The following is a 19,999-nucleotide window of genomic DNA, read 5'->3' as shown; positions in this document are numbered from 1 at the left end:
TCGCGGCGCGTGCGGCCGGTATTCGTTCTAACCAGTTCGATTCAGAAGCGGAGAGCTAGATTGAACACGGCGATAGCTGTACGGCCGAGGTATGGGGGGTGACAGCCAGCGCGTCGAGACGGACGCCATCGAGGTGGTGAATTTCCTCACGCAGTCGCCCGTTCGGGTCGCGATACTGAAACACCTGTCCGACGCCGACCGGCTGCGCAAGTCGGAGCTCAAGGAGCGCTTCGACGTCTCGCAGGTGACGCTGACGCGCAACCTCGACGCCCTCGAGGAGCGAGCGTGGATCCGCAATCACGTCCGGGAGTACGAGCTGCTGCCGTCGGGGAAACTCGTCGTCGACGCGGTCGAGACGATGCTCGAGACGGTCGAGTTCGTCGAGTCGATTCAGCCGTTCCTCCGCTGGTTCCCCGAAGACGAACTCGAGTTCGACGTGACCGCGCTCGCGGACGCGACGGTCGTCGTCGCCGAGTCGACGAACCCGTACGCGCCGGTCAACCGACACATCGAGGCGATGAAAACCGTCGACCGGTTTCGCTGTTTGCTGCCCGTGGTCGGCTTGCCGGCGATGACGGTCGCTCGGGAATCTATTCTCGAGCGAGGCACGCACCAGGAGATTATCTACAGCCCGGACGTCCAGTCGACGCTGCGAACGGATCCGCAGTACCGGGAACTGCTCGAGGACATGCACGGCTGTGAGAACTGCCGAATGCGCGTCGCCGAGTCCGAGATTCGATACTACCTCGGGCTCTGCGAGGAGCGGATCCAGATCGGCGTTCAGGACGACGACGGCGTGCCGCAGGCGCTGGTCGAGACCGACCGGGAGGCGATTCGAGAGTGGGCGACTCGTACCTACCGGTCCTACCGAAAGCACTCGGAGCCGCTCGCGTTGTAGTCGTCGACGAACCGAACGCACGCTCGTGATTGCGCTTCGGCTACGTTTCACCCCGCCTTCGTTTTTCACCGCCCTCTGCGTTTCACCGGGTGTAGGATTCGCACCCGCCGTAGTCGATACGTGGAGCGTTCGATTGACGGCGATAGATGTGTTAACATTCCACGAAGTTATTCGCCAGAACGTCCAACGCTCGAACGGAGCCATGAAACGCGCGCTCACAGTCGTGGTGGCCGCGGCACTCGCGGGCAGCCTGCTCGTCGGCGGGTTCGCCGCCGCCGCTGCCGCACACCACGCTCCGAATCACCAACAGCAAGACGTCGACCAGGAAAACGACGCCACCGTCTACACCGGCCCCGGTAGCGGCGACGTCGACCTCGAGCAGAACAACGACAACCACCAGCACCAGCACGGGTCACACCACGCGCCGAGTCAGCAGCAGCAGCAAGACGTCGATCAGGATAACGATGCCACCGTCTACACCGGTCCGGGAAGCGGTGACGTCGACCTCGAGCAGAACAACGACAACCACCAGCACCAGCACGGATCGCACCACGCGCCGAGTCAGCAGCAGCAAGACGTCGATCAAAATAACGACGCAGACATCCGCACCGGGCCCGGGAGCGGCGACGTCGATCTCGCGCAGAGTAACAACAACCACCAGCACCAGTAGTCACCCGTGACGGCGCCGACTCGATCGGAGAGGCACATTTCGACGCGGCGCAGCCGCCGTCGGAGTCGGTAGCGACGCTCGCGAAATCGGACCGCGGCGACCGCCGCGAGTCCGAGCGCGGTTATTATTGCCCTGGGTTCTCTAGACCGCTCCAATGAGCGACTCCGAAAGTGGTCCGAAGCAGGTCGACTCGCCGGACTACCACAGCGAGAACCACACCGCCGCCCAGACCTGCGGCTGGACGGCGAACGCCCTGCGCGGGGAGGGTCGGTGCTACAAGAACGTCTGGTACGGGATCGAGTCCCACCGCTGCATCCAGATGACGCCCGTGGTCAAGTGCAACGAGCGCTGCGTCTTCTGCTGGCGCGACCACCGGGGCCACGCCTACGAACTGGACGACGTCGAGTGGGACGACCCCGAGGCCGTCGCCGACGCCTCGATCCGACTCCAGAAGAAGCTCCTCTCGGGCTTCGGCGGCAACGACGAGGTCCCCCGCGAGCGCTTCGAGGAAGCCATGGAACCGCGCCACGTCGCCATCTCGCTGGACGGCGAACCGACGCTCTACCCCTATCTCCCGGAACTGCTCGAGGCCTTCCACGACCGCGACATCACGACCTTCCTCGTCTCGAACGGCACCAACCCCGACGTCCTCCGAGAGTGCGATCCGACCCAACTCTACGTCAGCGTCGACGCCCCCGAGCGCCACACCTTCGATCAGGTGGTCAAGGCCGTCGAGGACGACGCCTGGGACCGGCTCCTCGAGACGATGGACGTCTTGCGGGAGAAAGAGGAAACCCGGACCGTCCTGCGGACGACGCTGGTCGAGGGCGAAAACATGCACCACCCCGACTGGTACGCGGGGTTCTACCAGCAGGCAGATCCCGACTTCATCGAACTGAAGGCGTACATGCACGTCGGCCACTCGCAGGGGCGGCTCGACCGGTCGTCGATGCCCGACCACGAGGACGTCGTCGCGTTCGCGGAGGACGTACAGGAGTACATGCCCGAGTTCGACGAACTCAAGGGCGTGCCGCCGTCCCGCGTCGCCCTGCTCGCGAAGACCGAGGACACCTGGGTTCCCAAGCTGAAGAAAGACAGCGACTTCTGGGCGCGGGATCCGGTGACAAGCGACTGATCGATCGGACCGGCCTACCCCCGGCCTTCCGTCTGCGTTCTCTCGAGCGCGATCAATCCGCAGTATTACGGAGACGCCAGCGCGTATTCTTCCGACAGCAGTTCGTCGACGCGCTCGAGGTGCTTGCCGGGCGTGACCTTCCGCTGAGTGGGATCGAAGTCGACCACCCCCGCTGCACGGAGCATCGGAATATGCACGTGCAGCAGTTCGACTTCGATCGCGGTCCGTCGATCGATCGACCCTGACGTCGTCGGCTGCGGTTCGCGCTCGGCGACCGTCGCGACCAGTTCGTCGACGGTGACGGCCCCCCTGTCGCGGATCGTCGCGACGATCGCTCGCCGCCGCTCGTTCGCCGCGATTCTGTGTAGTTCGTCCCGACGTAGCCGATTGGCGTCCCCCATGATCGATCGACGGGCCGATGTTTACAGCAGGGGCTTATCATGTTATCCGGTGAGACTGTTGCAGGGCGTGCACGACGAACGACCGGTGATCACCGATCGCCAGCAAGCCGGTCTTCGAACGCCGCGGAGGGTTTGCGCCGAGCGTTCGACCGATACTCCCGGTACAGTTCGGTCGCCCACTCCGCGACCGACGGCTCGGCCGTTTCCAGCAGGGCCCGCGGGAACCCCTCGTCGTCCTCCACGCCGAGTTGAATCGTCCAGTCGTCGTCGATGCCGAGGTAAAACGGAAGCGGCTCGTCGGACACGAAGACCGCCATCCGATCGGTCCGTAGCTGCTCGCGGTACAGCGGGGCGAACGACGCCGACTCGATCGTCCGTTCGACCGCCGGAGAGACGATCAGTTCGGCCTCGAGGTCGCCGTTCGTGACCCGTTCGTGGAGGAGCTTGGTCCCCTCGAGTTCGGTCGACGGGAGAAACGCGCGAAATCGGCTCGTCGACCGCATAAACTCCGTCTGTGCGCGGCCCGGTTTGTACGGGTCGCCGGGCGTCGAGGGGGTGATCGCCGCGCCCTCGAGCTGGTCGATCTCGAGGTCGTACTCGGCGAGCGGAAACCACTCGAGGAACGGCGAGAGGTCCTCCGCCGCGCGGAGGGTCTCGACGAAGTCCAGAAACCCCTCGGCGACGAGCGTGCCGACGGGCGTCAGCCGGTGGCCGTCGGCGTGGCGCTCGACCCAGCCGCACTCCTCGAGCGCGGAGAGCGACCGGGCGACCGTCGACCGCGAACTGTCCAGTTCCGTCCGCAGTTCGCGTTGCGTTGCCGGCCCCGACTCGAACAGCCGCGTCAGGATGTCGATCCGCGCGTCCGACCGAACGAGAAACGCAATGTGTTCGCGTGGCGCCGTCGGGTCCCCCATGTGCCACCGCGTTCGCAGACGAGTACCATAGTCGATTTGGCTCCGGTTATACTGATCGGCAAGCGGACAGCCCCGAATGGTCGGAGCGGCGAGAAGACTTAAGGACGAAACGGCGGAATCCACCGCGAGTGAGTCTCCGATCGTTTCTCGACGCCGTCGGGCCCAGGGAGCACGCGCTGGCCGTCGTCGGCGACGCGACCGAGCCGCTCGAGGAGATGCTCGCGGAGACGTTCGCGGAGACGCAGATCGACATCGAGTCAGGGGGACCGGGTGAGACAGTTGCAGCGTCCGATCTCGCCGCGCTCGATCTCGAGGCGAATCCCGGAGAAGACACCGTCGTCGTGTTACTCGAGAACGAGACGCCGGTCGCGGCCTCCACGATGGACGAACTCTACGAGTCGCTGCTCGCGATTAACTCCGACCTCTTTACGACCGGCGCGCGCGCGCTCGGCGAGATCGAGCTCCCCGACGTGCTCGCGAACCTCGCGGACACTCGCCTGCGTCTGCGGGGGTATCCGCTCGCCCACAACGAGAAACTGGTCCTCATTTTGCTCTCGCGGTACATCGAGCAACGCGCCCACGTCGCCGACGGCGGCACGCTCCGCGCGGCGTTCCAGCGGCTCTCGCGGCTCGACGACGAGGTCGGCACGCTGGCGGTCTACGCGGAACTCGAGCGCGCGGCCGTCGACGTCCACGTGTACGGCACTCCACCGACCGACGAATCGGCCGCGGTCCGCGACCTCGACGTTGCGACCCACACCGGCACGGACGGTGAGTATCGAAACTGCTGGTTCGTCGTCTACGATCCCGCCGATCCGATAGCCGACCCGGATCCCGCGGCGTTGCTGTGCCTCGAGACCGAACCGCGGATCTGGGACGGCTTCTGGACCTTCGATCCGGAGCGCGTCGCCGCCCTCGAAGCGTATGTAGCGACCGAACTGTAGGTGCTGGAGGCTGGCCGAACTGGAGCCGACGCGCTCGCAACGGAAACCGGCAAGCGGCGGGACAACCGGTGGCTTTTCCACCTGCGGGTTCGGAGTACGCAATGAACCGTCGACAACAACGTAACAGTTGTGTTACGCATCCCATATTCGATATCCTTTTGGGGAGCCGGGGCTAACGTTGAGTCATGTCACTGACAACGGAGTCCGCCGTCGGCCACGACGAACTTGCGGTTCTCAAGCTGTTGGCCCTCGAGGGCGGGCTCGAGGGCGACGTCAAGATTTCCTGCGCCCGCCTCGCGGAGCGGCTCGACGCGTCGAACCAGACCGCCTCGCGGCGGCTGCAGCGTCTGGAGAGCGCGGACCTGCTCGAGCGCGACACCGTCAGCGACGGCCAGTGGGTCGCGATCACCGACGACGGTGAGCGCGCCCTCCACGCGGAGTACGAGGACTACCGCCGCATCTTCGAGACGGACGCCGAAGTCGACCTCGAGGGGACCGTCACCAGCGGCATGGGGGAAGGTCGCCACTATATCTCGCTGCCGGGCTACAACCGCCAATTCGAGGAACGCCTCGGCTACGAGCCGTTCCCGGGCACGCTGAACGTCGACCTGCGCGAGGACAGCGTCCGCCGGCGCAGCGCCGTCTCCTCGCTCGAACCGGTGCCGATCGACGGCTGGGAGGACGACGACCGGACCTACGGCCCCGCCGTCTGCTACCCCGCGACGATCAGTACCAGCGATGGCGACACCTACGACGGCGCCCACACGATCGCCCCCGAGCGCACCCACCACGACGAGGACCAGCTCGAGGTCATCGCGCCGGACAAGCTGCGCGACGAACTCGGGCTCGAGGACGGCGATCACGTCACCGTCTCGGTGGGTGATCGCGAATGACGGGTCGACACGCGGGTCCGCGGTCGAACGCGAACGCAAACGCGAACGCGACCGCTGACGGCGGAACTGCGGGCGCGGCGACCGATACCGCCGACGCCGACGGCGTCGACGAGGCGCTCGAGGCGCTGCGAGCCGGCGAGCCGATCCTCGTCCACGACGCGGCCGACCGCGAGGGCGAGACGGACCTGATCTACCACGCCGACGCCGTCACGCCCGAGGCCGTCGCGCGCCTGCGCAACGACGCCGGCGGCCTCGTCTGCGTCGCGCTGGGCCACGACGTCGCCGAGGCGTTCGATCTCCCCTTCTACGGCGAGGAAGTCGACCACCCCGCGGCCGAGGCTCACGAGCTCGGCTACGACGACCGCTCGTCGTTCTCGCTGACGGTCAACCACCGCGACACCTACACCGGCATCACGGACAACGACCGCTCGACGACGATCCGGGCGCTCGGCGAGGCCGCCGCCGCGCCCGCAGACACTGACTTCGCCGACCAGTTCCGCGTTCCCGGCCACGTCCACCTCCTGAAGGCCGCGCCCGACCTGCTCTCCCAGCGCGAGGGTCACACCGAACTCGGCATCGCACTCGCGAACGCCGCCGATCTCCCGCCCGCGGTCGTCGTCTGCGAGATGCTAGACGACGAGACCGGCGAGGCGCTCTCGCCGGCCGACGCCCGCGCCTACGCTAACCGGCACGACTTCGCCTACCTCGAGGGCCGGGACGTCCTCGAGCGGCTGGGCTGAGCGACTGCGAGGAAGCGGCGGCGTCAGTCGCCTTCGGATTCGAACGCGCTCCGATCGGCGTCGGAGCCGCTCCGGTAGACCGCGTAGAGAACGAGCACGGCGATCGCGAAGTCGAAGCTGTGTTCGACGAGGTGGTGGGCAGTCATCGGAACGAGTCCGAACACCGTCCCGAGCCCGGTGATCGACCGCGCGACGAGCAAGCCGAGAACGACCGTGATCAGCAGGTACCGGCGCGACCGTCGCCGCGAGTACGCGACGACGCCGCACGCGAAGAGGATCGTCGTCCCGACGACCGCCAGGACGATGACGGCGAGTAACACCGGCGCGAGTTTCGGGTCCAGCCACCCGACATCGAAGGAGTTCGTAGGGTCCATCGCCGCTATCCTACATCGGCGGGAGAGTCACGTATGTGCTTCGGTCGAGCAGGATCGCGCCGCTCGCCGCCCGAAACGGGCGGATCCGCTTGCCGGCTGCACTCGCAGGCCGCGTCTCAATCAGCCCCGTTTCCGTAGTTCGATACCATCACCGATACCCGTCGTACGACCCGTTCTCAAATACCGGGAACGGGCGGAACCCGTTATCAGTCCGGCATCGCTACCCGCGAGTACCGACCGGAGCCGCGATCACCGCCATGACCGATACTCGACGTACGATCCGAGCGCACGTCCAGTCGAACGCCGGAATCCACTTCAACGAACTCGTCCGCGAATCGGAGTTCGCGCCGGGCCAGATCCAGTACCACGTCCGCCGGCTGCTCGACGAGGACGACCTCGTTCGCGAGGAGTTCTACGGCCGCACCCACTACTATCCCCCGGAGTACGACGAGTGGGAGCGCGCCGCGCTGGCGCTGTTCCGCCGCGAAACGAGCCGCGACATCGTCGTCTACCTGATCGGCGACGAACCCGCCGCTCCCCGAGCGGTCGCCGACGCCCTCGACATCGCCCGGAGCACCCTCGAGTACCACCTCGATCGGCTCGTCGAGCGCGGTATCGTCGAAAAGCGGTACGACGACCGGAACCGGGTCACGCTGGAACTCGCCGCGCCCGACCGGACCGGCGAGTTGCTTTCGGAAGTGGAGCCGACCGTTCCCGACCGGCTGGTCGATCGGTTCACGCGGCTTATCGACGACCTGCTCGAGGACGCGTCCGGGTCGGAGTCCGCGTAGCCTCGTTCTCGTTCCCATCACCTTTCGTCCTCGCGTCGCCACCCGGCGAACGGGGATTACGCTCCGCAAATCGCGAACACTTAGTACGATGGCTTCTAACACTCCCGATCATGGGATTCGACGAGATGGACGTCGACACGATCTGGATGGACGGCGAGTTCGTCGACTGGGACGACGCGCAGGTCCACGTGCTCACCCACGGCCTCCACTACGGGAGCGGGGTCTTCGAGGGCGCGCGCTGCTACGACACCGAAAACGGGCCGGCGATCTTCCGCTGGGAGGAGCACTTAGAGCGGCTCTTTCAGTCCGCCAAGCCCTACGACATGGACATCGACTTTACGAAGGAGGAGCTCACCGAGGCGACCAAGGAGCTCATCCAGCGTCAGGAGTTGGAGTCCTGTTACATCCGGCCGATCGCCTTCTACGGCTACAACTCGCTGGGCGTGAGCCCGAAGGACTGCCCGACCAAGACCGCCATCGCGGTCTGGCCGTGGGGCGCCTACCTCGGCGAGGACGCCTTAGAGAACGGGATCGAAGTGATGATCTCCTCGTGGCGCAAGCACGCCTCGAGTCAGATTCCGACGAACGCGAAGACGACGGGACTGTACGTCAACAGCATGCTCGCGGGCGAGGAGGCCCGGCGCAACGGCTTCGCCGAGGCGATCGTCCTCAACAAGGAGGGCCACGTCGCCGAAGGCCCCGGCGAGAACCTCTTTCTCGTGCGCGACGGCGAGATCTACACGCCCGGCCTCTCGGAGTCGATCCTCGACGGCATCACCCGCGACACCGTGATCGAACTCGCCGAGGATCTGGGCTACACGGTCCACGACAACGTCTCGATCTCGCGGGGCGAACTTCACACGGCCGACGAGCTGTTCTTCACCGGCTCCGCGGCCGAGGTGACGCCGATCCGGAAGGTCGACAACGTCGTCGTCGGCGACGGCTCCCGCGGGCCGATCACCGAGGACATCCAGTCGACGTTCTTCGAGGTCGTCGAGCGTAAGACCGACGAGTACGACGAGTGGTTCGAGTACGTCTGAACCGATTCACTCGCTTCAGGGGACGACGTTAGTCGGCCGCTCGAGTGTCCTCGACGAAGTCTGTTTCTACGCCGACCGTTGTTTGCCGTCGAGCGAGACGCTATCGTCCCCTACAGGCACGCAAATGCCACGCCGGAAGCTAACCGGACGGATCGCCGTCTCTCGAGTGATGCGATCACTACTCCAGCTACCGCGCTCGCGTTCTCGAGAGCGATCCGAACCGGAAACCGAAACCGCCTCACGAGCGAGCACGACCACACGGAAGGGGTCCGAAGCCGACTCGATCGCCGAAGACCCGCTGTTTCGCCTCGGCCGCGCCATCTTCGGCGGCATTCTCGCGTTCACCGCGGTGGACAACCTCCGGAACTTGGAGGAGCGGGTTCAGTACGCCGACGCCAAGGACGCACCGGCGCCCGAACGGTCGGTGCCCGCGGTCAGCTCCGCGCTGCTGGCCGGCGGGCTCGGCGTCGCGCTGTGGCGTCGGCCGGCGGCTGGCGCAGCCGCGATCGCCGGCTTCCTCGCAGGGACGACGCCCGTGATGCACGACTTCTGGAACGAGGACGATCCGGAGACAAAGCAGCAGGAACTCACCCACTTCCTCAAGAACGGCGCGCTGTTCGGCGCGGCGCTCGCGTTCATGACGCAGGGACGACGCCGGGACGAGCGGTAGCGCCGTCGGTAGTCGTCAGTCGTCGTCCGACGCTTCCGCGTTCTTGTTCGGATTCGTCGTCTCGTCGACCACGTCGATCGAGACTCCCGCGTCCATCCCTCGCTGGCGATCCGCGTCGCCGAACCCGGCGCTTAAGACCCGCGTCAGCGCGTCCTCGACGTCCTCGTCGAGCTCGGTGATCCGGTCGGGCTTGACTTCGATGACGTACCCCGTCGTGATGTTCGGCGACGTCGGCAGAAAGAGGATCTCCCGCCCGTCGTCGGTCACTTTCCCCGTCTTGAACGCCGTCATCCGGAGCCCCTCCCACACCTCGAGTTTGACCGGCTTCTGGAGCGATTCCTGCTCGCCGAAGGCGGTTTCGGCGGCCATCTTCGAGGCGTTGTAGATGACCCGCATCACGGGGACGCGGTTCGCGACGTTGTCGACGAGCCGTTCGACGAGGCTGCCGACGGTGGTCCGCATGAGGTAGCCGACGGAAAAGGTGAGGATCGTAAAGACGGTCAGCGCGACGACGACGCGCAGGAACTGCGCGAGCTGTTCGCGAGTTTGCGGGTTCCCGAGCGGCTCGAGCGCTTCGGGCCTGAGTATGATCCCGGGCGTGACGCCGGCGACGATTCCGTAGAGCCAGTAAATAGCGTAGAGGGTAATGAGAATCGGGCCGAGGACGATGAGCCCGCTCGCGAAGTCCCGCTTCCACGAAGCCATGTCGTGAGACTCTCACCACGGGCTAATGAGCCCTTCCCTTTAGCGGCCGAGGATCGCCCGCAGGGCGAACCGGAGGTTCTCCGTCCGTTCCATCGCGCGCCGGTAGAAGTAGGACTTCCAGCGCGGGCCGTAGGGGACGTACTGCCAGACCTCGTAGTTGGCGGCGAGGTCGTACTGGGCATCCTCGCGCACGCCCATGAGCATCTGGAACTCGCAGTCGGTGCCGTACTCCTCGTGCAGGTCGATCGCGCGCTCGATCATCGCCGGATCGTGGCTCCCGACCGCGATCGTCGGCCCGTCGTCGTAGTGGGCGAAGGCGTACTCGAGCAAGGCCTCGTACTCGCGGTTCACGCGCTCGGCGTCTCTGTAGGCAATGTCGGCCGGCTCGTCGTACGCGCCCTTGACGAACCGGACCTTTCCGGGGACGTCGGCGAGCCGCTCGACGTCGTCGCGGGTCCGCTTGAGATTGGCCTGGACGCAGACCCCCACACCTCCCTCGTGCTCGCGTGCGAGGTCCTCGAAGGCGTCGAGAGTCGCGTCGGTCGTCGTGTGGTCCTCCATGTCGATCCAGACGAAGACGCCGTGGTCCGCTGCGGCCTCGACGACGCCAGCCAGTTCCTCGCGGAACACGTCTTCGCCGAGGTCGAGTCCCAACTGGGTGGGTTTGACCGAAATGCACCCATCGAGGTTCGAGCCCGCGATGTCGCCGGCCAGCGCTCGGTACTCCGCCGCGTCCGAGCGAACGGGCGGGCGCTCGTCGTAGTGTTCGCCCAGCAGGTTGACGATCGCCTTGACGTTGCGGCCGTTGAGCCGGCGGACGTGCTCGAGGGCCTCCGCCGGGGACTCGCCCGCGACGAACCGGTCCGCGATGGGCGGAATCATACTCGAGGCATCGACGGCCGGACGTAAGGTGTTTGGTGTCCGTGAAAGTGTGTGCGACGGACCAGTCCCGACGGCGGCCGCGCTACGCTCGAGCGCGGCCCGTCGCTCGCGGGCGATCCGAGCCGCGACGATCTCTGCGACGGCGACGAGAAACCACCGGCGATTAAGACGCGGGGGTTCGTCCCCGCGGATATGACGCTACTCGAGACTGTCGTCGTCGCTTTCTGGGCGATGCTGCCGGCCTACGTTCCCAACAACGCCGCGGTGCTAGCCGGCGGGGGACGACCGATCGACGGCGGTCGAACGTGGGGCGATAGACGGGTACTCGGGGACGGCAAGACCTGGCGCGGTACGGCGACGGGGATTCTCGCGGGGCTCGCGCTGGCGGCCCTCCTGACCGTCCTCGCACCGGCCGTCAGCGACGCGCTCGGCTTCGACGTGCCCGCGTTCGAGCCGCTCGCGGCGCTCGGCCTCGCCGCCGGGGCGATGCTCGGCGACATCCTCGCCTCCTTTCTCAAGCGCCGAGCCGGTCGCCAGCGCGGCGCGATGTTCCCCGGACTCGACCAGCTCGACTTCGTGGTCGTCTCCCTGCCGCTGACGGCGCTGCTCGCGACCGACTGGTTCCGCGACGTCTTCACGTGGGACGTGATCCTGGTCGTCGTCGTCGTCACGCCGATCCTGCACGTCTCGACGAACGTGATCGCGTACAAGCTCGGACTGAAGAACGAACCCTGGTAGTCGGGCTGGAGAACGAACCTGCTGGCCCAGCCCGATCCCTGACGACTCGAGCGATTTTCGGTTTTCGACGTGCTCGGCAGCTCACTCGAGCGCCGATTCCAGATCCGCCGCGACCCGCGCGTAGGCCTCGTGGGCCACGTCGACGTCGACCGGCGCCGAGATCATGCCGAAGAAGCCGTGGATCATGTCCTCGTAGTTGTGGTAGCTGACCGGGACGCCCGCCTCCTCGAGGCGCTCGGCGTAGGCGGCGCCGTCGTCTCGCAGCGGATCGAAGCCGGCGGTGACGACCGTCGCCGGCGGCAGGTCCGAGAGGTCGTGCGCGCGCCGCGGCAGCGCGTAGACGTTGCCCCGGTCGACGTCGCGAGCGAAGTAGTGGCGCTCGAACCACGACGAATCGGCGGCCGAGAGGAAGTAGCCCTCCGCGTTTTCTTCGAAGGCGTCGGTCGGCCGCGGATCTCCCGTTACGGGGTAGAGCAGTACTTGGTACGCGACGTCGGGTCCGCCGCGGTCGCGGGCGAGCAGCGCGGTCGCCGCGGCGAGATTGCCCCCGGCGCTGTCGCCGGCGAGGACGAGCCGGTCGGGATCGGCGCGCAGTTCGGCGGCCGTCTCCGCCTCCGCGGCCCACTCGAGGGCGGCGTAGCAGTCGAGCAGCCCCTCGGGGAACGGATATTCGGGGGCGAGTCCGTAGTCGACGCTGACCACGGGATACCCCGTCTCGTCGGCGAACTTTCGGCAGGTATCGTCGTGGGTGTCGACGCTGCCGACGACCCAGCCGCCGCCGTGGAAGTACAGCACGAGCGGCCGCTCCTCGCCGTCGGTCCCCGGTTCGTAGACCCGAATCGGAACGTCGCCGCGCGGGCCCTCGATCGCCCGGTCCTCGACGGACTCGAGGTCGACGACCGGCTCGCCGCTGCGCAGTTTCTCGAACATCCCCCTGGCGTCCTCGACGGTGCCCTCGTCGAACGACAGCGCCTCGATCGACTCGTAGCGCTCGAGGAATCGCTGCACGTCGGGATGCGGTTCGTCGGCGCGTTGCGGTGTCATCACCTAGACCTCGCCGCTGTGCGAGTAAAATGTGGCTTTCGCGGAAGTTCGCAGATCGACTGCCGCCGTCGTGGCACTACCGTCGGCGCGGTTCCACACCGCTTATTTCGTCGGGGCACGCCACTCCGAGCAATGACGAATCAGGAACTCATCGACGCCCTGCGCGACGCGGAGGCCGTCAAGTTCGGCGAGTTCGAACTCTCCCACGGCGGCACCAGCGAGTACTACGTCGACAAGTACCTCTTCGAGACCGACCCGACCTGCCTCGAGGCCATCGCCGACGCCTTCGCCGAGCGGATCGAACCGGGCGACAAACTCGCCGGCGTCGCCCTCGGCGCGGTCCCGCTCGCGGCCGCCACGAGCGTCGCCGCCGACGCGCCCTACGTCATCGCGCGCAAGCAGCGCAAGGACTACGGGACGGCCAACCTGATCGAGGGCCGCCTCGAGGAGGGCGAGGAGGTCGTCGTTTTAGAGGACATCGTGACGACGGGGACGAGCCTCGTCGACGCGATCGAGGCGCTGCGCGAGGCGGGCGCGACCGTCGAGCGCGCGCTGGTCGTGGTCGACCGGCAGGAGGGCGGCCGCGAGAACGTCGAGGACGCCGGCGTCGAGATGGAGGCGCTGGTGACAGCCGAGGAGCTGCTGGCGGACGCGGAGCGGGACTGATTGCAGCAGCTTCGTTTCCAATGCCCTCGAGCGATCAGCGATGACTGTCAATATTCCGTCTCACGTTCCGCGAGAGCAGCAGACGATCCAACTCTCGCCGTCAAAGGTGGAGGCGTTTCGTGAGTGGACCGTCGAGGGAACCGGACTAACCGCCGCCGCCCGCATCACCGATCCCGACGGACGGATCGCGCTCGTCAAGAACCGCTGGTCCGACGGCTGGATCGTCCCCGGCGGCGCGGTCGAGTCCGGCGAAGCGCCCGCCGACGCCGCGCGGCGCGAAGTGCGCGAGGAGACGGGCCTCGAGGCGACGATCGACGAGCCGCTGCTCGGTATCGATCAGACGTACGTCTCCGAAACTGAGAACGGCGGCGAGACTCGACTATCGGCGCAGTTCCTCGTGTTCGACGCTCGAGCGGACGGATCGATTCCCGATGTCGAGCGGCTGGGCGTCGAACAGGGCGAAATCAGAGCGGCGCGGTGGTTCGAGACGTTGCCTCCGAACCTGCACGAAGACGACCTGTTTCGACCGCACCTCCGAGAATAGCTGTCGCTTGATTGTAGTTTCCGCCAACTCTCACTGCCCATACGATTCGAACTTCTCGAGCACCGTCTCGAGTTGGTCGTCCGTCAGCGTCTGCGGTTCCAGCCCCGCCGAACGGGACTCGAGGTAGAGCCGCGCTAAGCTCTCGACGTGATGGGTGTTCTCGAGGGCGGTCTCTAGGTCGGGAGCGGTGACGACGAGGCCGTGGTTTTCGATGAGCGACGCCGTCGAGCCGGCTTCGGTCATCGCAGTGACGATGTTTTCGGCAAGTTCGTCGGTGCCGTAAGGAGCGTACTCGGCGACGGGGACCCGCTTGCCGACGGCGACGATCATGTAGTGGATCGGCGGCAGCGGCTGGTTTGCGACGGCGAGCGCCGTCGCCCACGGCGAGTGGGTGTGGACGATCGCGCCGACGTCCTCGCGCCGGTAGATGGCGCTGTGCATCGGCACCTCGCTGCTGGGTGCCATCTCGCCGTCCAGTCGCTCGCCGTCGGTGCCGACGACCGGCACGTCCTCGACGTCGAACCCGTCGTAGGGGACGCCGGTCGGGGTAATCGCGAAGGCGTCTCCGGGGCCGGCGTCGGTGTCGTCACCGCTACCGCGAACGCTCAGGTTCCCCGTCCGACCCGGCGTGAGGTCGGCCAACTCGGACGCGTGCTCGACGACTGCTCGGCGCTCGGTCTCGAGGATCACGATACCAGATCGGTTAGCTCTCCGAGAGTATCTATGCTGTGGTCGGCTTGCCGTTCCGTGGCGGCGCGGTCCGCCGACTCGGTCGCGTCCGACTCCTCGCTCGGATCGAACAGCACCGTCTCTAGGCCGACCGCGTTCGCGCCCGCGATGTCGGCCTCGAGGTCGTCGCCGACCATCACCGCCTCCGACGCCCGACTGTCGAGTCGCGCGAGCGGCAGCGTGAACATGACCGACGCGGGCTTCTCCTGGCCGGTCTCCTCGGACGTGAGCACCAGATCGACGTAGTCGGTCAGTCCCAGTCGCTCGAGTTTCGCGAGCTGGATCGTCGTCGTGAGGTTGGTCGTGATCGCGATATCGACGCCTTGCTCTTGTAATTCCTCGAGCGTCTCCTTTGCATCGGGGACAAGGCTCATCTCCTCGAGGTAGGCGCTCCAGTAGGCGTCGCCCAGCGCCAGCGCGTCGCCCGGCCGAGGCGACCCGGTGTGGAGCTCGAGGGCGCGCTTGAAGTAGAGGTAGCGCTCGTGGGAAGCGGCGGTGCCGCCGGTGTCGCGTTTTACCTCGCGGCGACCCGCCTGATAGAACTCGGCGAACGACTCGTGGTCGAAGTCGTAACCTAGTTCCTGCGCTCGCTCGAGTGCGGCGGCTTTCCCCGCCTGGTTGCACGGCGGGTACGGGTAGAGCGTGTTGTCGAGGTCGAAGAGCACGGCGGTTGCCATGCGCTACCAGTCGCACGGCAACGAGAAACGAGTACCGGTCTCGCCGCCGACCGCCTCGAGACGGAACAACCGTACGATGGCGCGACAGCGCGACGGCTGCCGTCGCTGCGCTCGCAGACCATCACAATGTTTTTAACCTGCTCGAGACTACGCGTATCCACGATGGTAGGTGTCCGCTTTACAGGGGCGTTTGCCCGCTTCTAATCCACACCAACACCTACCGCTCGCTGTGTCGTCGTCGCAGGACCGACAGAGCCGAGCGGCCCGGGCGGACCACCCGCCGAACTTCTCACAGAAGTTCCCAGATCAGTTACAGCGATAGCCACAGCCACATCCACACCACACTCATGTCAGAATCAGATTCACAGGAGCGGATCGCAGTCGTACTGCCGGACGGATCGGAACTCGACGTCGACGCCGGCGCAACCGTCGAGGACTGCGCCTACGAGATCGGGCCGGGCCTCGGCAGCGACACCGTCGCCGGCAAGCTCGACGGCGACCTCGTCGCCAAGGAGGAACCCGTCTACGACGGCGCCGAACTCGAGATCGTCACCGACGGGTCCGACGAGTACCTCGAGGTCATGCGCCACTCCGCGGCCCACTGTCTCGCCCAGGCCGTCGAGCGCCACTACGACGACGTCGACCTCGCGATCGGGCCGCCGACCGACGAGGGCTTCTACTACGACTTCGACAACTTAGACGTCGACGAGGAGGACCTCGCGGACCTCGAGGCCGAGATGGAGGCAATCATCGAGGAAGACTACGAGATCGAGCGCGAGGAAGTCTCGATCGAGGAGGCCAAAGAGCGCCTCGCCGACGAACCCTACAAGCTCGAACTGCTCTCCGAGTTCGCCGAGGAGTCGGATACCGTCACCTTCTACTCGCAGGGCGAGTGGGAGGACCTCTGTGCCGGCCCGCACGTCGACTCGACGGGCGAGATCGGCGTCGTCGAACTGCTCGAGATCGCCGGCGCCTACTGGCGCGGCGACGAGGAAAACGAGATGCAGACCCGCATCTACGGGACGGCCTTCGAGGACGAGAGCGACTTGGAGGACTTCCTCGAGCGCAAGCGCGAGGCCGAGAAGCGCGACCACCGCCGGATCGGCAACGAGATGAACCTCTTCTCGATCCAGGACGTCACCGGCCCCGGACTGCCGCTGTATCACCCGCCGGGAAAGACCGTCCTCAAGGAACTCGAGGACTTCGTCGAGGACCTCAACACGGACGCGGGCTACGAGTACGTCGAGACGCCCCACGTCTTCAAGACGGACCTGTGGCACCGGTCGGGCCACTACGAGAACTACCAGGACGACATGTTCATCTTCGACGTCGGCGACGACGAGTTCGGCCTGAAGCCGATGAACTGTCCCGGTCACGCCGCCATCTTCCAGGACCAGTCCTGGAGCTACCGCGACCTCCCGATCCGCTACGCCGAGAACGGCAAAGTCTATCGGAAGGAGCAGCGCGGCGAACTCTCCGGTCTCTCGCGGGTCTGGGCGTTCACCATCGACGACGGCCACCTGTTCGTCCGCCCCGACCAGATCGAGCAGGAGGTCGAACAGATCATGGACATGATCACGGACGTCCTCGAGACGTTCGACCTCGAGTACGAGATGGCGCTGGCAACGCGCCCCGAGAAGTCGGTCGGCTCCGACGAGATCTGGGAGCGTGCGGAAGAGCAACTCGAGAGCGTCCTCGAGGATCACGGCCACGAGTACGAGGTCGAGGAGGGCGACGGCGCCTTCTACGGCCCGAAGATCGACTTCGCGTTCGAGGACGCCATCGGGCGCTCGTGGGACGGCCCGACGGTCCAACTGGACTTCAATATGCCCGAGCGGTTCGACCTGAACTACGTCGGCGAGGACAACGAGGAACATCGCCCCGTCATGATCCACCGCGCGCTCTACGGCAGCTACGAGCGGTTCTTCATGATGCTCATCGAGCACTACGAGGGTCGCTTCCCGCTGTGGCTGGCCCCCGAGCAGGTCCGCGTGCTGCCGATTTCGGACGACAACCTCGGCTACGCTCACCGGGTGGCCAACGAGTTCGACGACTTCCGCGTCGAGGTCGACGACCGGGACAGCACCTTAGAGCGCAAGATCCGCGCGGCCCACGACGACCGGGTCCCCTACCAGATCATCGTCGGCGACAACGAGGAGGAGGCCGGTAACATCTCGGTCCGGGACCGCTTCGAGGATCAGGAGTACGACGTCGAAATCGACGAGTTCAAAGAGCACCTCGAGGCCGAACTCGAGGAGCAGCGGACTCAGCCGGACTTCCTGCAGGACTGACGGGCTAGACGAGTACGTTCGACTGCGACTTTCTCGCCGCTTCTGTCAACTGCTGCGACAAGATATTTATCCGACTACTCGCAACTGCGCGTATGCCCGCCCTCCACCCGCCGCGGCGCGAATCGCTCGATACGAGCAACCTCGCAACCGGTAGCCGCGACGCTGCTACCTGACGAATGACGAGGAACGGAACGTCCCGCAAGCGACGGACGCTACTCGGTACGCTCGGATCGGGCTTCCTCGGCGCGACGGCCGGCTGCCTCGACTTCGGGTTCCTCGGATCCGACGAGTCGCCGCAGCGGTTCGACGCCGACGAACTCGAGTCAGTCCTCTCGACGGATGTCCCGGACGTCGTTCGGCCGGCGCCGGTGCAGCCGAGCGAAAAAGCCGTCGAGGATGCTCTCGACCGCCTCGAAGAACTGATCGACGCCGTACCGGCGCCGCTTTCGGCCGACGACGTTCCGAACGAGGCCGTCCGGAAAGAGATCGATCGAATACACGAGACTGCGCGGAGCAGACGCGAGGCGGTCGCGGAGTCACCGGATCGATTTCGGACCCTACGACGAAGCATCCGTGCACGCGAGTCTGCCGGCGAAGCGGCGGTCGCGTTCGAAGCGGTCGAGGGCGATCGCTCCCGAGCAGACGTCGAAGCGGCGCGGGAGGAGGTCCGAACCCGACTCGAGGAACGACGCGCCGCCGTCGATCACGTCGGCGACGATCGACAGCGAACGCTGCTGCTCGAGTACCGGCTCGAGCGCGAACTATCCCTCGCCGAGAGGTGGCTCGACGAGTGGACAGACCGCGATACGTCCACTGCACTCGTCGTCGGAGAACTCGGCGGCGTCGTCGAGCGCGCTCGAGCGGCGGCCTCGTTCGCCGCAGAACTCGAGCGTCGACACGAAGAACGGCTCGAGAACGAGCGATCGTTCGCAGACTCGTTCGAGACTGCGCTCGATCGATCCCTCGACTCGATAGACGCGGCGGACATTCCGGACGAATCGACGGACCTCGTCGACGCCGACGTCTCGGATACGATCGGCGAAAAAGTAGCCCTCGAGGGGGCGATTCCGTTCGTGAACGCGGCGGAACGGACGATCGACGCCGCATCGAACGGGGAAGCGGCGACGGCTCTCCGGAACGCCCTCGCGTTCGAGCGAAATCGACGCGCGTACGAGACGATACGCGACCGGATCGAAGACGGCGCCCACCGTTCCCTCGAGACGATTGAGGACGTCCGGGAAGTTCGCGAATCCGCCCTCGAGACCGCGGCCGAGTTACCGTTCGAGCCCGACGAGCCGTCGCTGGGCAGCGACTTCCTCGGGAAAGGGTACGAACGGATCGAGCAAATCGATAGCCAAATCCGAGACCTGATCGACTGGAACCGGAAAATGGAACTGGAAAGCGAGTACGCGGCCTACGTCGTCGTCGGCGCGCAACTCGAGGCGATCCCGGACGCAGTCTCGGTCTTCGAAGAGCGACTCGAGGGACGGGGTTAGGTCCTCGACTCGGATTCCGTTCCGGACGCGGTCCCCGCGTCGCGGCCGACCAGCGCGCGAAGCGTTTCCCGCCCGACGAACCGCGGCACGCGCTCGGCGTACCGCTCGTACTCTGCGCCGTACCGCTCGCGCAGCCACGGCTCCTCGGCGAACGGCAGCGAGAGCCACCAGCACAGGTAGATCGCGCAGACGACGGCCACGGACGCGGAGTTCGCCAGCAGCGCGAACCCGACCGTCGCAACGATGTAGCCGACGTACTGGGGATTCCGCGAGTAGCGGTACCAGCCGCCGGTTCGCAGGTCGCCGGCCAGCCCCTTCGTCTCCTCGACGCCGAGGTCCAGCCCGGCCGCGATGGCGACGGCGTAGCCGCCGACGAACAGCACGGCGCCCGCAGCAAGCGACGGGCCCCGCGGCAGGCCGAGGCTGTTCCAGCTGAGGTACGTGAGCGCGAGCATGACCACGTTGAGCGAGTGCGAGATTCCCCAGTGGACGTAGTAGGTCCAGTCTCGCTCGCCGGGCGGCCAGTACGAGATCAGCCCCAGCGCGCTGGCGACGATTCCCGCGAGGTTCGCGAGTGCGAGCCCGACGCCCGCGGCGAAGACGGCACTCATCAGCGCGTCGGTCATCGGTGCATCACCGCCGTTAGCGGCTCGAGTGGCCGTACCCGTACTGGATCGCCTCTCGAAGCCCGTACTCGATCGAGCGTCATCATATCTCCATGTCGGCCGGCGATCGCTCTGTCGCTTCTCACGGACAC

Annotated in this window: 23 protein-coding genes; 14 read left to right on the top strand and 9 right to left on the bottom strand. The window is 66.3% G+C overall.

Going from position 1 to position 19,999, the window contains the following annotated elements:
* Window positions 1-91: 91 nt before the first annotated feature.
* From HALXA_RS07930 to twy1, 3 genes are all read left to right on the top strand, one after another.
* Window positions 92-898 carry a helix-turn-helix transcriptional regulator gene (locus HALXA_RS07930; protein WP_013879807.1) on the top strand — a complete coding sequence of 269 codons (807 nt, stop codon included), beginning with the start codon at window positions 92-94 and terminating at the stop codon, window positions 896-898.
* Between the two features lie 202 nt (window positions 899-1,100).
* The gene (locus tag HALXA_RS07925) at window positions 1,101-1,568 is read left to right on the top strand and encodes a hypothetical protein (RefSeq protein WP_013879806.1); all 468 of its coding nucleotides are present in this window, start codon (window positions 1,101-1,103) and stop codon (window positions 1,566-1,568) included.
* Between the two features lie 154 nt (window positions 1,569-1,722).
* The gene (gene twy1 / locus HALXA_RS07920; protein WP_013879805.1) at window positions 1,723-2,703 is read left to right on the top strand and encodes a 4-demethylwyosine synthase TYW1; all 981 of its coding nucleotides are present in this window, start codon (window positions 1,723-1,725) and stop codon (window positions 2,701-2,703) included.
* A 65-nt stretch (window positions 2,704-2,768) separates the two neighbouring features.
* On the opposite strand, the gene HALXA_RS07915 is transcribed toward twy1, so the two are convergent.
* Together HALXA_RS07915 and HALXA_RS07910 are read right to left on the bottom strand one after the other, a co-directional pair.
* Window positions 2,769-3,104, bottom strand: a complete 336-nt coding sequence (locus tag HALXA_RS07915) for a DUF7344 domain-containing protein (protein ID WP_013879804.1) — start codon at window positions 3,102-3,104, stop codon at window positions 2,769-2,771.
* Between the two features lie 89 nt (window positions 3,105-3,193).
* Window positions 3,194-4,018: a helix-turn-helix transcriptional regulator gene (locus HALXA_RS07910; RefSeq protein WP_013879803.1), complete on the bottom strand. Its 825-nt coding sequence runs from the start codon at window positions 4,016-4,018 to the stop codon at window positions 3,194-3,196.
* A gap of 128 nt (window positions 4,019-4,146) precedes the next feature.
* Between HALXA_RS07910 and HALXA_RS07905 the strand changes: the two genes are divergently transcribed.
* The 3 genes from HALXA_RS07905 to ribB all read left to right on the top strand — a co-directional run bounded on the left by HALXA_RS07905 (window position 4,147) and on the right by ribB (window position 6,595).
* The gene (locus HALXA_RS07905; RefSeq protein WP_013879802.1) at window positions 4,147-4,962 is read left to right on the top strand and encodes a histidine kinase; all 816 of its coding nucleotides are present in this window, start codon (window positions 4,147-4,149) and stop codon (window positions 4,960-4,962) included.
* Between the two features lie 185 nt (window positions 4,963-5,147).
* On the top strand, window positions 5,148-5,855 hold the full coding sequence (locus tag HALXA_RS07900) for a DUF120 domain-containing protein (protein ID WP_013879801.1): 708 nt from the start codon (window positions 5,148-5,150) through the stop codon (window positions 5,853-5,855).
* Window positions 5,852-6,595, top strand: coding sequence for a 3,4-dihydroxy-2-butanone-4-phosphate synthase (gene ribB, locus HALXA_RS07895; RefSeq protein WP_013879800.1), 744 nt, complete (start codon window positions 5,852-5,854; stop codon window positions 6,593-6,595). Before HALXA_RS07900 ends, ribB begins: the two co-directional genes overlap by 4 nt.
* Before the next feature lie 23 nt (window positions 6,596-6,618).
* Here ribB and HALXA_RS07890 read toward each other — a convergent pair whose 3' ends face one another.
* A complete protein-coding gene (locus tag HALXA_RS07890) occupies window positions 6,619-6,969 on the bottom strand; it encodes a DUF7471 family protein (protein WP_013879799.1) in 351 nt (116 codons plus the stop codon).
* A 257-nt stretch (window positions 6,970-7,226) separates the two neighbouring features.
* Between HALXA_RS07890 and HALXA_RS07885 the strand changes: the two genes are divergently transcribed.
* The 3 genes from HALXA_RS07885 to HALXA_RS07875 all read left to right on the top strand — a co-directional run bounded on the left by HALXA_RS07885 (window position 7,227) and on the right by HALXA_RS07875 (window position 9,470).
* Window positions 7,227-7,760, top strand: coding sequence for a winged helix-turn-helix transcriptional regulator (locus HALXA_RS07885; protein WP_013879798.1), 534 nt, complete (start codon window positions 7,227-7,229; stop codon window positions 7,758-7,760).
* 110 nt (window positions 7,761-7,870) lie between these two features.
* Window positions 7,871-8,800: a branched-chain amino acid transaminase gene (locus HALXA_RS07880; RefSeq protein WP_013879797.1), complete on the top strand. Its 930-nt coding sequence runs from the start codon at window positions 7,871-7,873 to the stop codon at window positions 8,798-8,800.
* Between the two features lie 169 nt (window positions 8,801-8,969).
* Window positions 8,970-9,470, top strand: a complete 501-nt coding sequence (locus tag HALXA_RS07875; protein WP_013879796.1) for a DoxX family membrane protein — start codon at window positions 8,970-8,972, stop codon at window positions 9,468-9,470.
* A gap of 15 nt (window positions 9,471-9,485) precedes the next feature.
* On the opposite strand, the gene HALXA_RS07870 is transcribed toward HALXA_RS07875, so the two are convergent.
* Window positions 9,486-10,175 carry a DUF502 domain-containing protein gene (locus HALXA_RS07870; RefSeq protein WP_013879795.1) on the bottom strand — a complete coding sequence of 230 codons (690 nt, stop codon included), beginning with the start codon at window positions 10,173-10,175 and terminating at the stop codon, window positions 9,486-9,488.
* 39 nt (window positions 10,176-10,214) lie between these two features.
* Complete coding sequence (locus tag HALXA_RS07865) at window positions 10,215-11,057, bottom strand: proline dehydrogenase family protein (RefSeq protein ID WP_013879794.1); 843 nt, start codon at window positions 11,055-11,057, stop codon at window positions 10,215-10,217.
* A gap of 192 nt (window positions 11,058-11,249) precedes the next feature.
* Between HALXA_RS07865 and HALXA_RS07860 the strand changes: the two genes are divergently transcribed.
* Window positions 11,250-11,795, top strand: a complete 546-nt coding sequence (locus HALXA_RS07860) for a CDP-2,3-bis-(O-geranylgeranyl)-sn-glycerol synthase (protein ID WP_049895430.1) — start codon at window positions 11,250-11,252, stop codon at window positions 11,793-11,795.
* An 81-nt stretch (window positions 11,796-11,876) separates the two neighbouring features.
* On the opposite strand, the gene HALXA_RS07855 is transcribed toward HALXA_RS07860, so the two are convergent.
* Window positions 11,877-12,839, bottom strand: coding sequence for an alpha/beta hydrolase (locus HALXA_RS07855; RefSeq protein ID WP_013879792.1), 963 nt, complete (start codon window positions 12,837-12,839; stop codon window positions 11,877-11,879).
* Between the two features lie 132 nt (window positions 12,840-12,971).
* On the opposite strand from HALXA_RS07855, the gene pyrE reads away from it, so the two are divergent.
* Entirely contained in the window at window positions 12,972-13,505 is a 534-nt protein-coding gene (gene pyrE / locus HALXA_RS07850) for an orotate phosphoribosyltransferase (protein WP_013879791.1), read from the top strand.
* Window positions 13,506-13,545: 40 nt separating this feature from the next.
* Window positions 13,546-14,049, top strand: a complete 504-nt coding sequence (locus HALXA_RS07845; RefSeq protein ID WP_013879790.1) for an NUDIX hydrolase — start codon at window positions 13,546-13,548, stop codon at window positions 14,047-14,049.
* A 30-nt stretch (window positions 14,050-14,079) separates the two neighbouring features.
* Here HALXA_RS07845 and HALXA_RS07840 read toward each other — a convergent pair whose 3' ends face one another.
* On the bottom strand, window positions 14,080-14,739 hold the full coding sequence (locus tag HALXA_RS07840; RefSeq protein WP_013879789.1) for a class II aldolase/adducin family protein: 660 nt from the start codon (window positions 14,737-14,739) through the stop codon (window positions 14,080-14,082).
* On the bottom strand, window positions 14,736-15,455 hold the full coding sequence (locus HALXA_RS07835; protein WP_013879788.1) for an HAD family hydrolase: 720 nt from the start codon (window positions 15,453-15,455) through the stop codon (window positions 14,736-14,738). Before HALXA_RS07835 ends, HALXA_RS07840 begins: the two co-directional genes overlap by 4 nt.
* Window positions 15,456-15,802: 347 nt before the next feature.
* Here HALXA_RS07835 and thrS point away from each other — a divergent pair, with 347 nt between their 5' ends.
* Together thrS and HALXA_RS07825 are read left to right on the top strand one after the other, a co-directional pair.
* Window positions 15,803-17,746 carry a threonine--tRNA ligase gene (gene thrS, locus HALXA_RS07830; RefSeq protein ID WP_013879787.1) on the top strand — a complete coding sequence of 648 codons (1,944 nt, stop codon included), beginning with the start codon at window positions 15,803-15,805 and terminating at the stop codon, window positions 17,744-17,746.
* A 176-nt stretch (window positions 17,747-17,922) separates the two neighbouring features.
* Window positions 17,923-19,242: a hypothetical protein gene (locus tag HALXA_RS07825; RefSeq protein ID WP_013879786.1), complete on the top strand. Its 1,320-nt coding sequence runs from the start codon at window positions 17,923-17,925 to the stop codon at window positions 19,240-19,242.
* Here the strand turns inward: HALXA_RS07825 and HALXA_RS07820 are convergent.
* Entirely contained in the window at window positions 19,239-19,868 is a 630-nt protein-coding gene (locus tag HALXA_RS07820; RefSeq protein ID WP_013879785.1) for a methyltransferase family protein, read from the bottom strand. The genes HALXA_RS07825 and HALXA_RS07820 overlap by 4 nt on opposite strands.
* Window positions 19,869-19,999: the final 131 nt, after the last annotated feature.

Origin of the sequence: Halopiger xanaduensis SH-6 (assembly GCF_000217715.1) — an archaeon.
GTDB lineage: Archaea > Halobacteriota > Halobacteria > Halobacteriales > Natrialbaceae > Halopiger > Halopiger xanaduensis.
The sequence above is the reverse complement of the archived record's forward strand: the minus strand, read 5'-3'. Positions and strand labels throughout refer to the sequence as shown.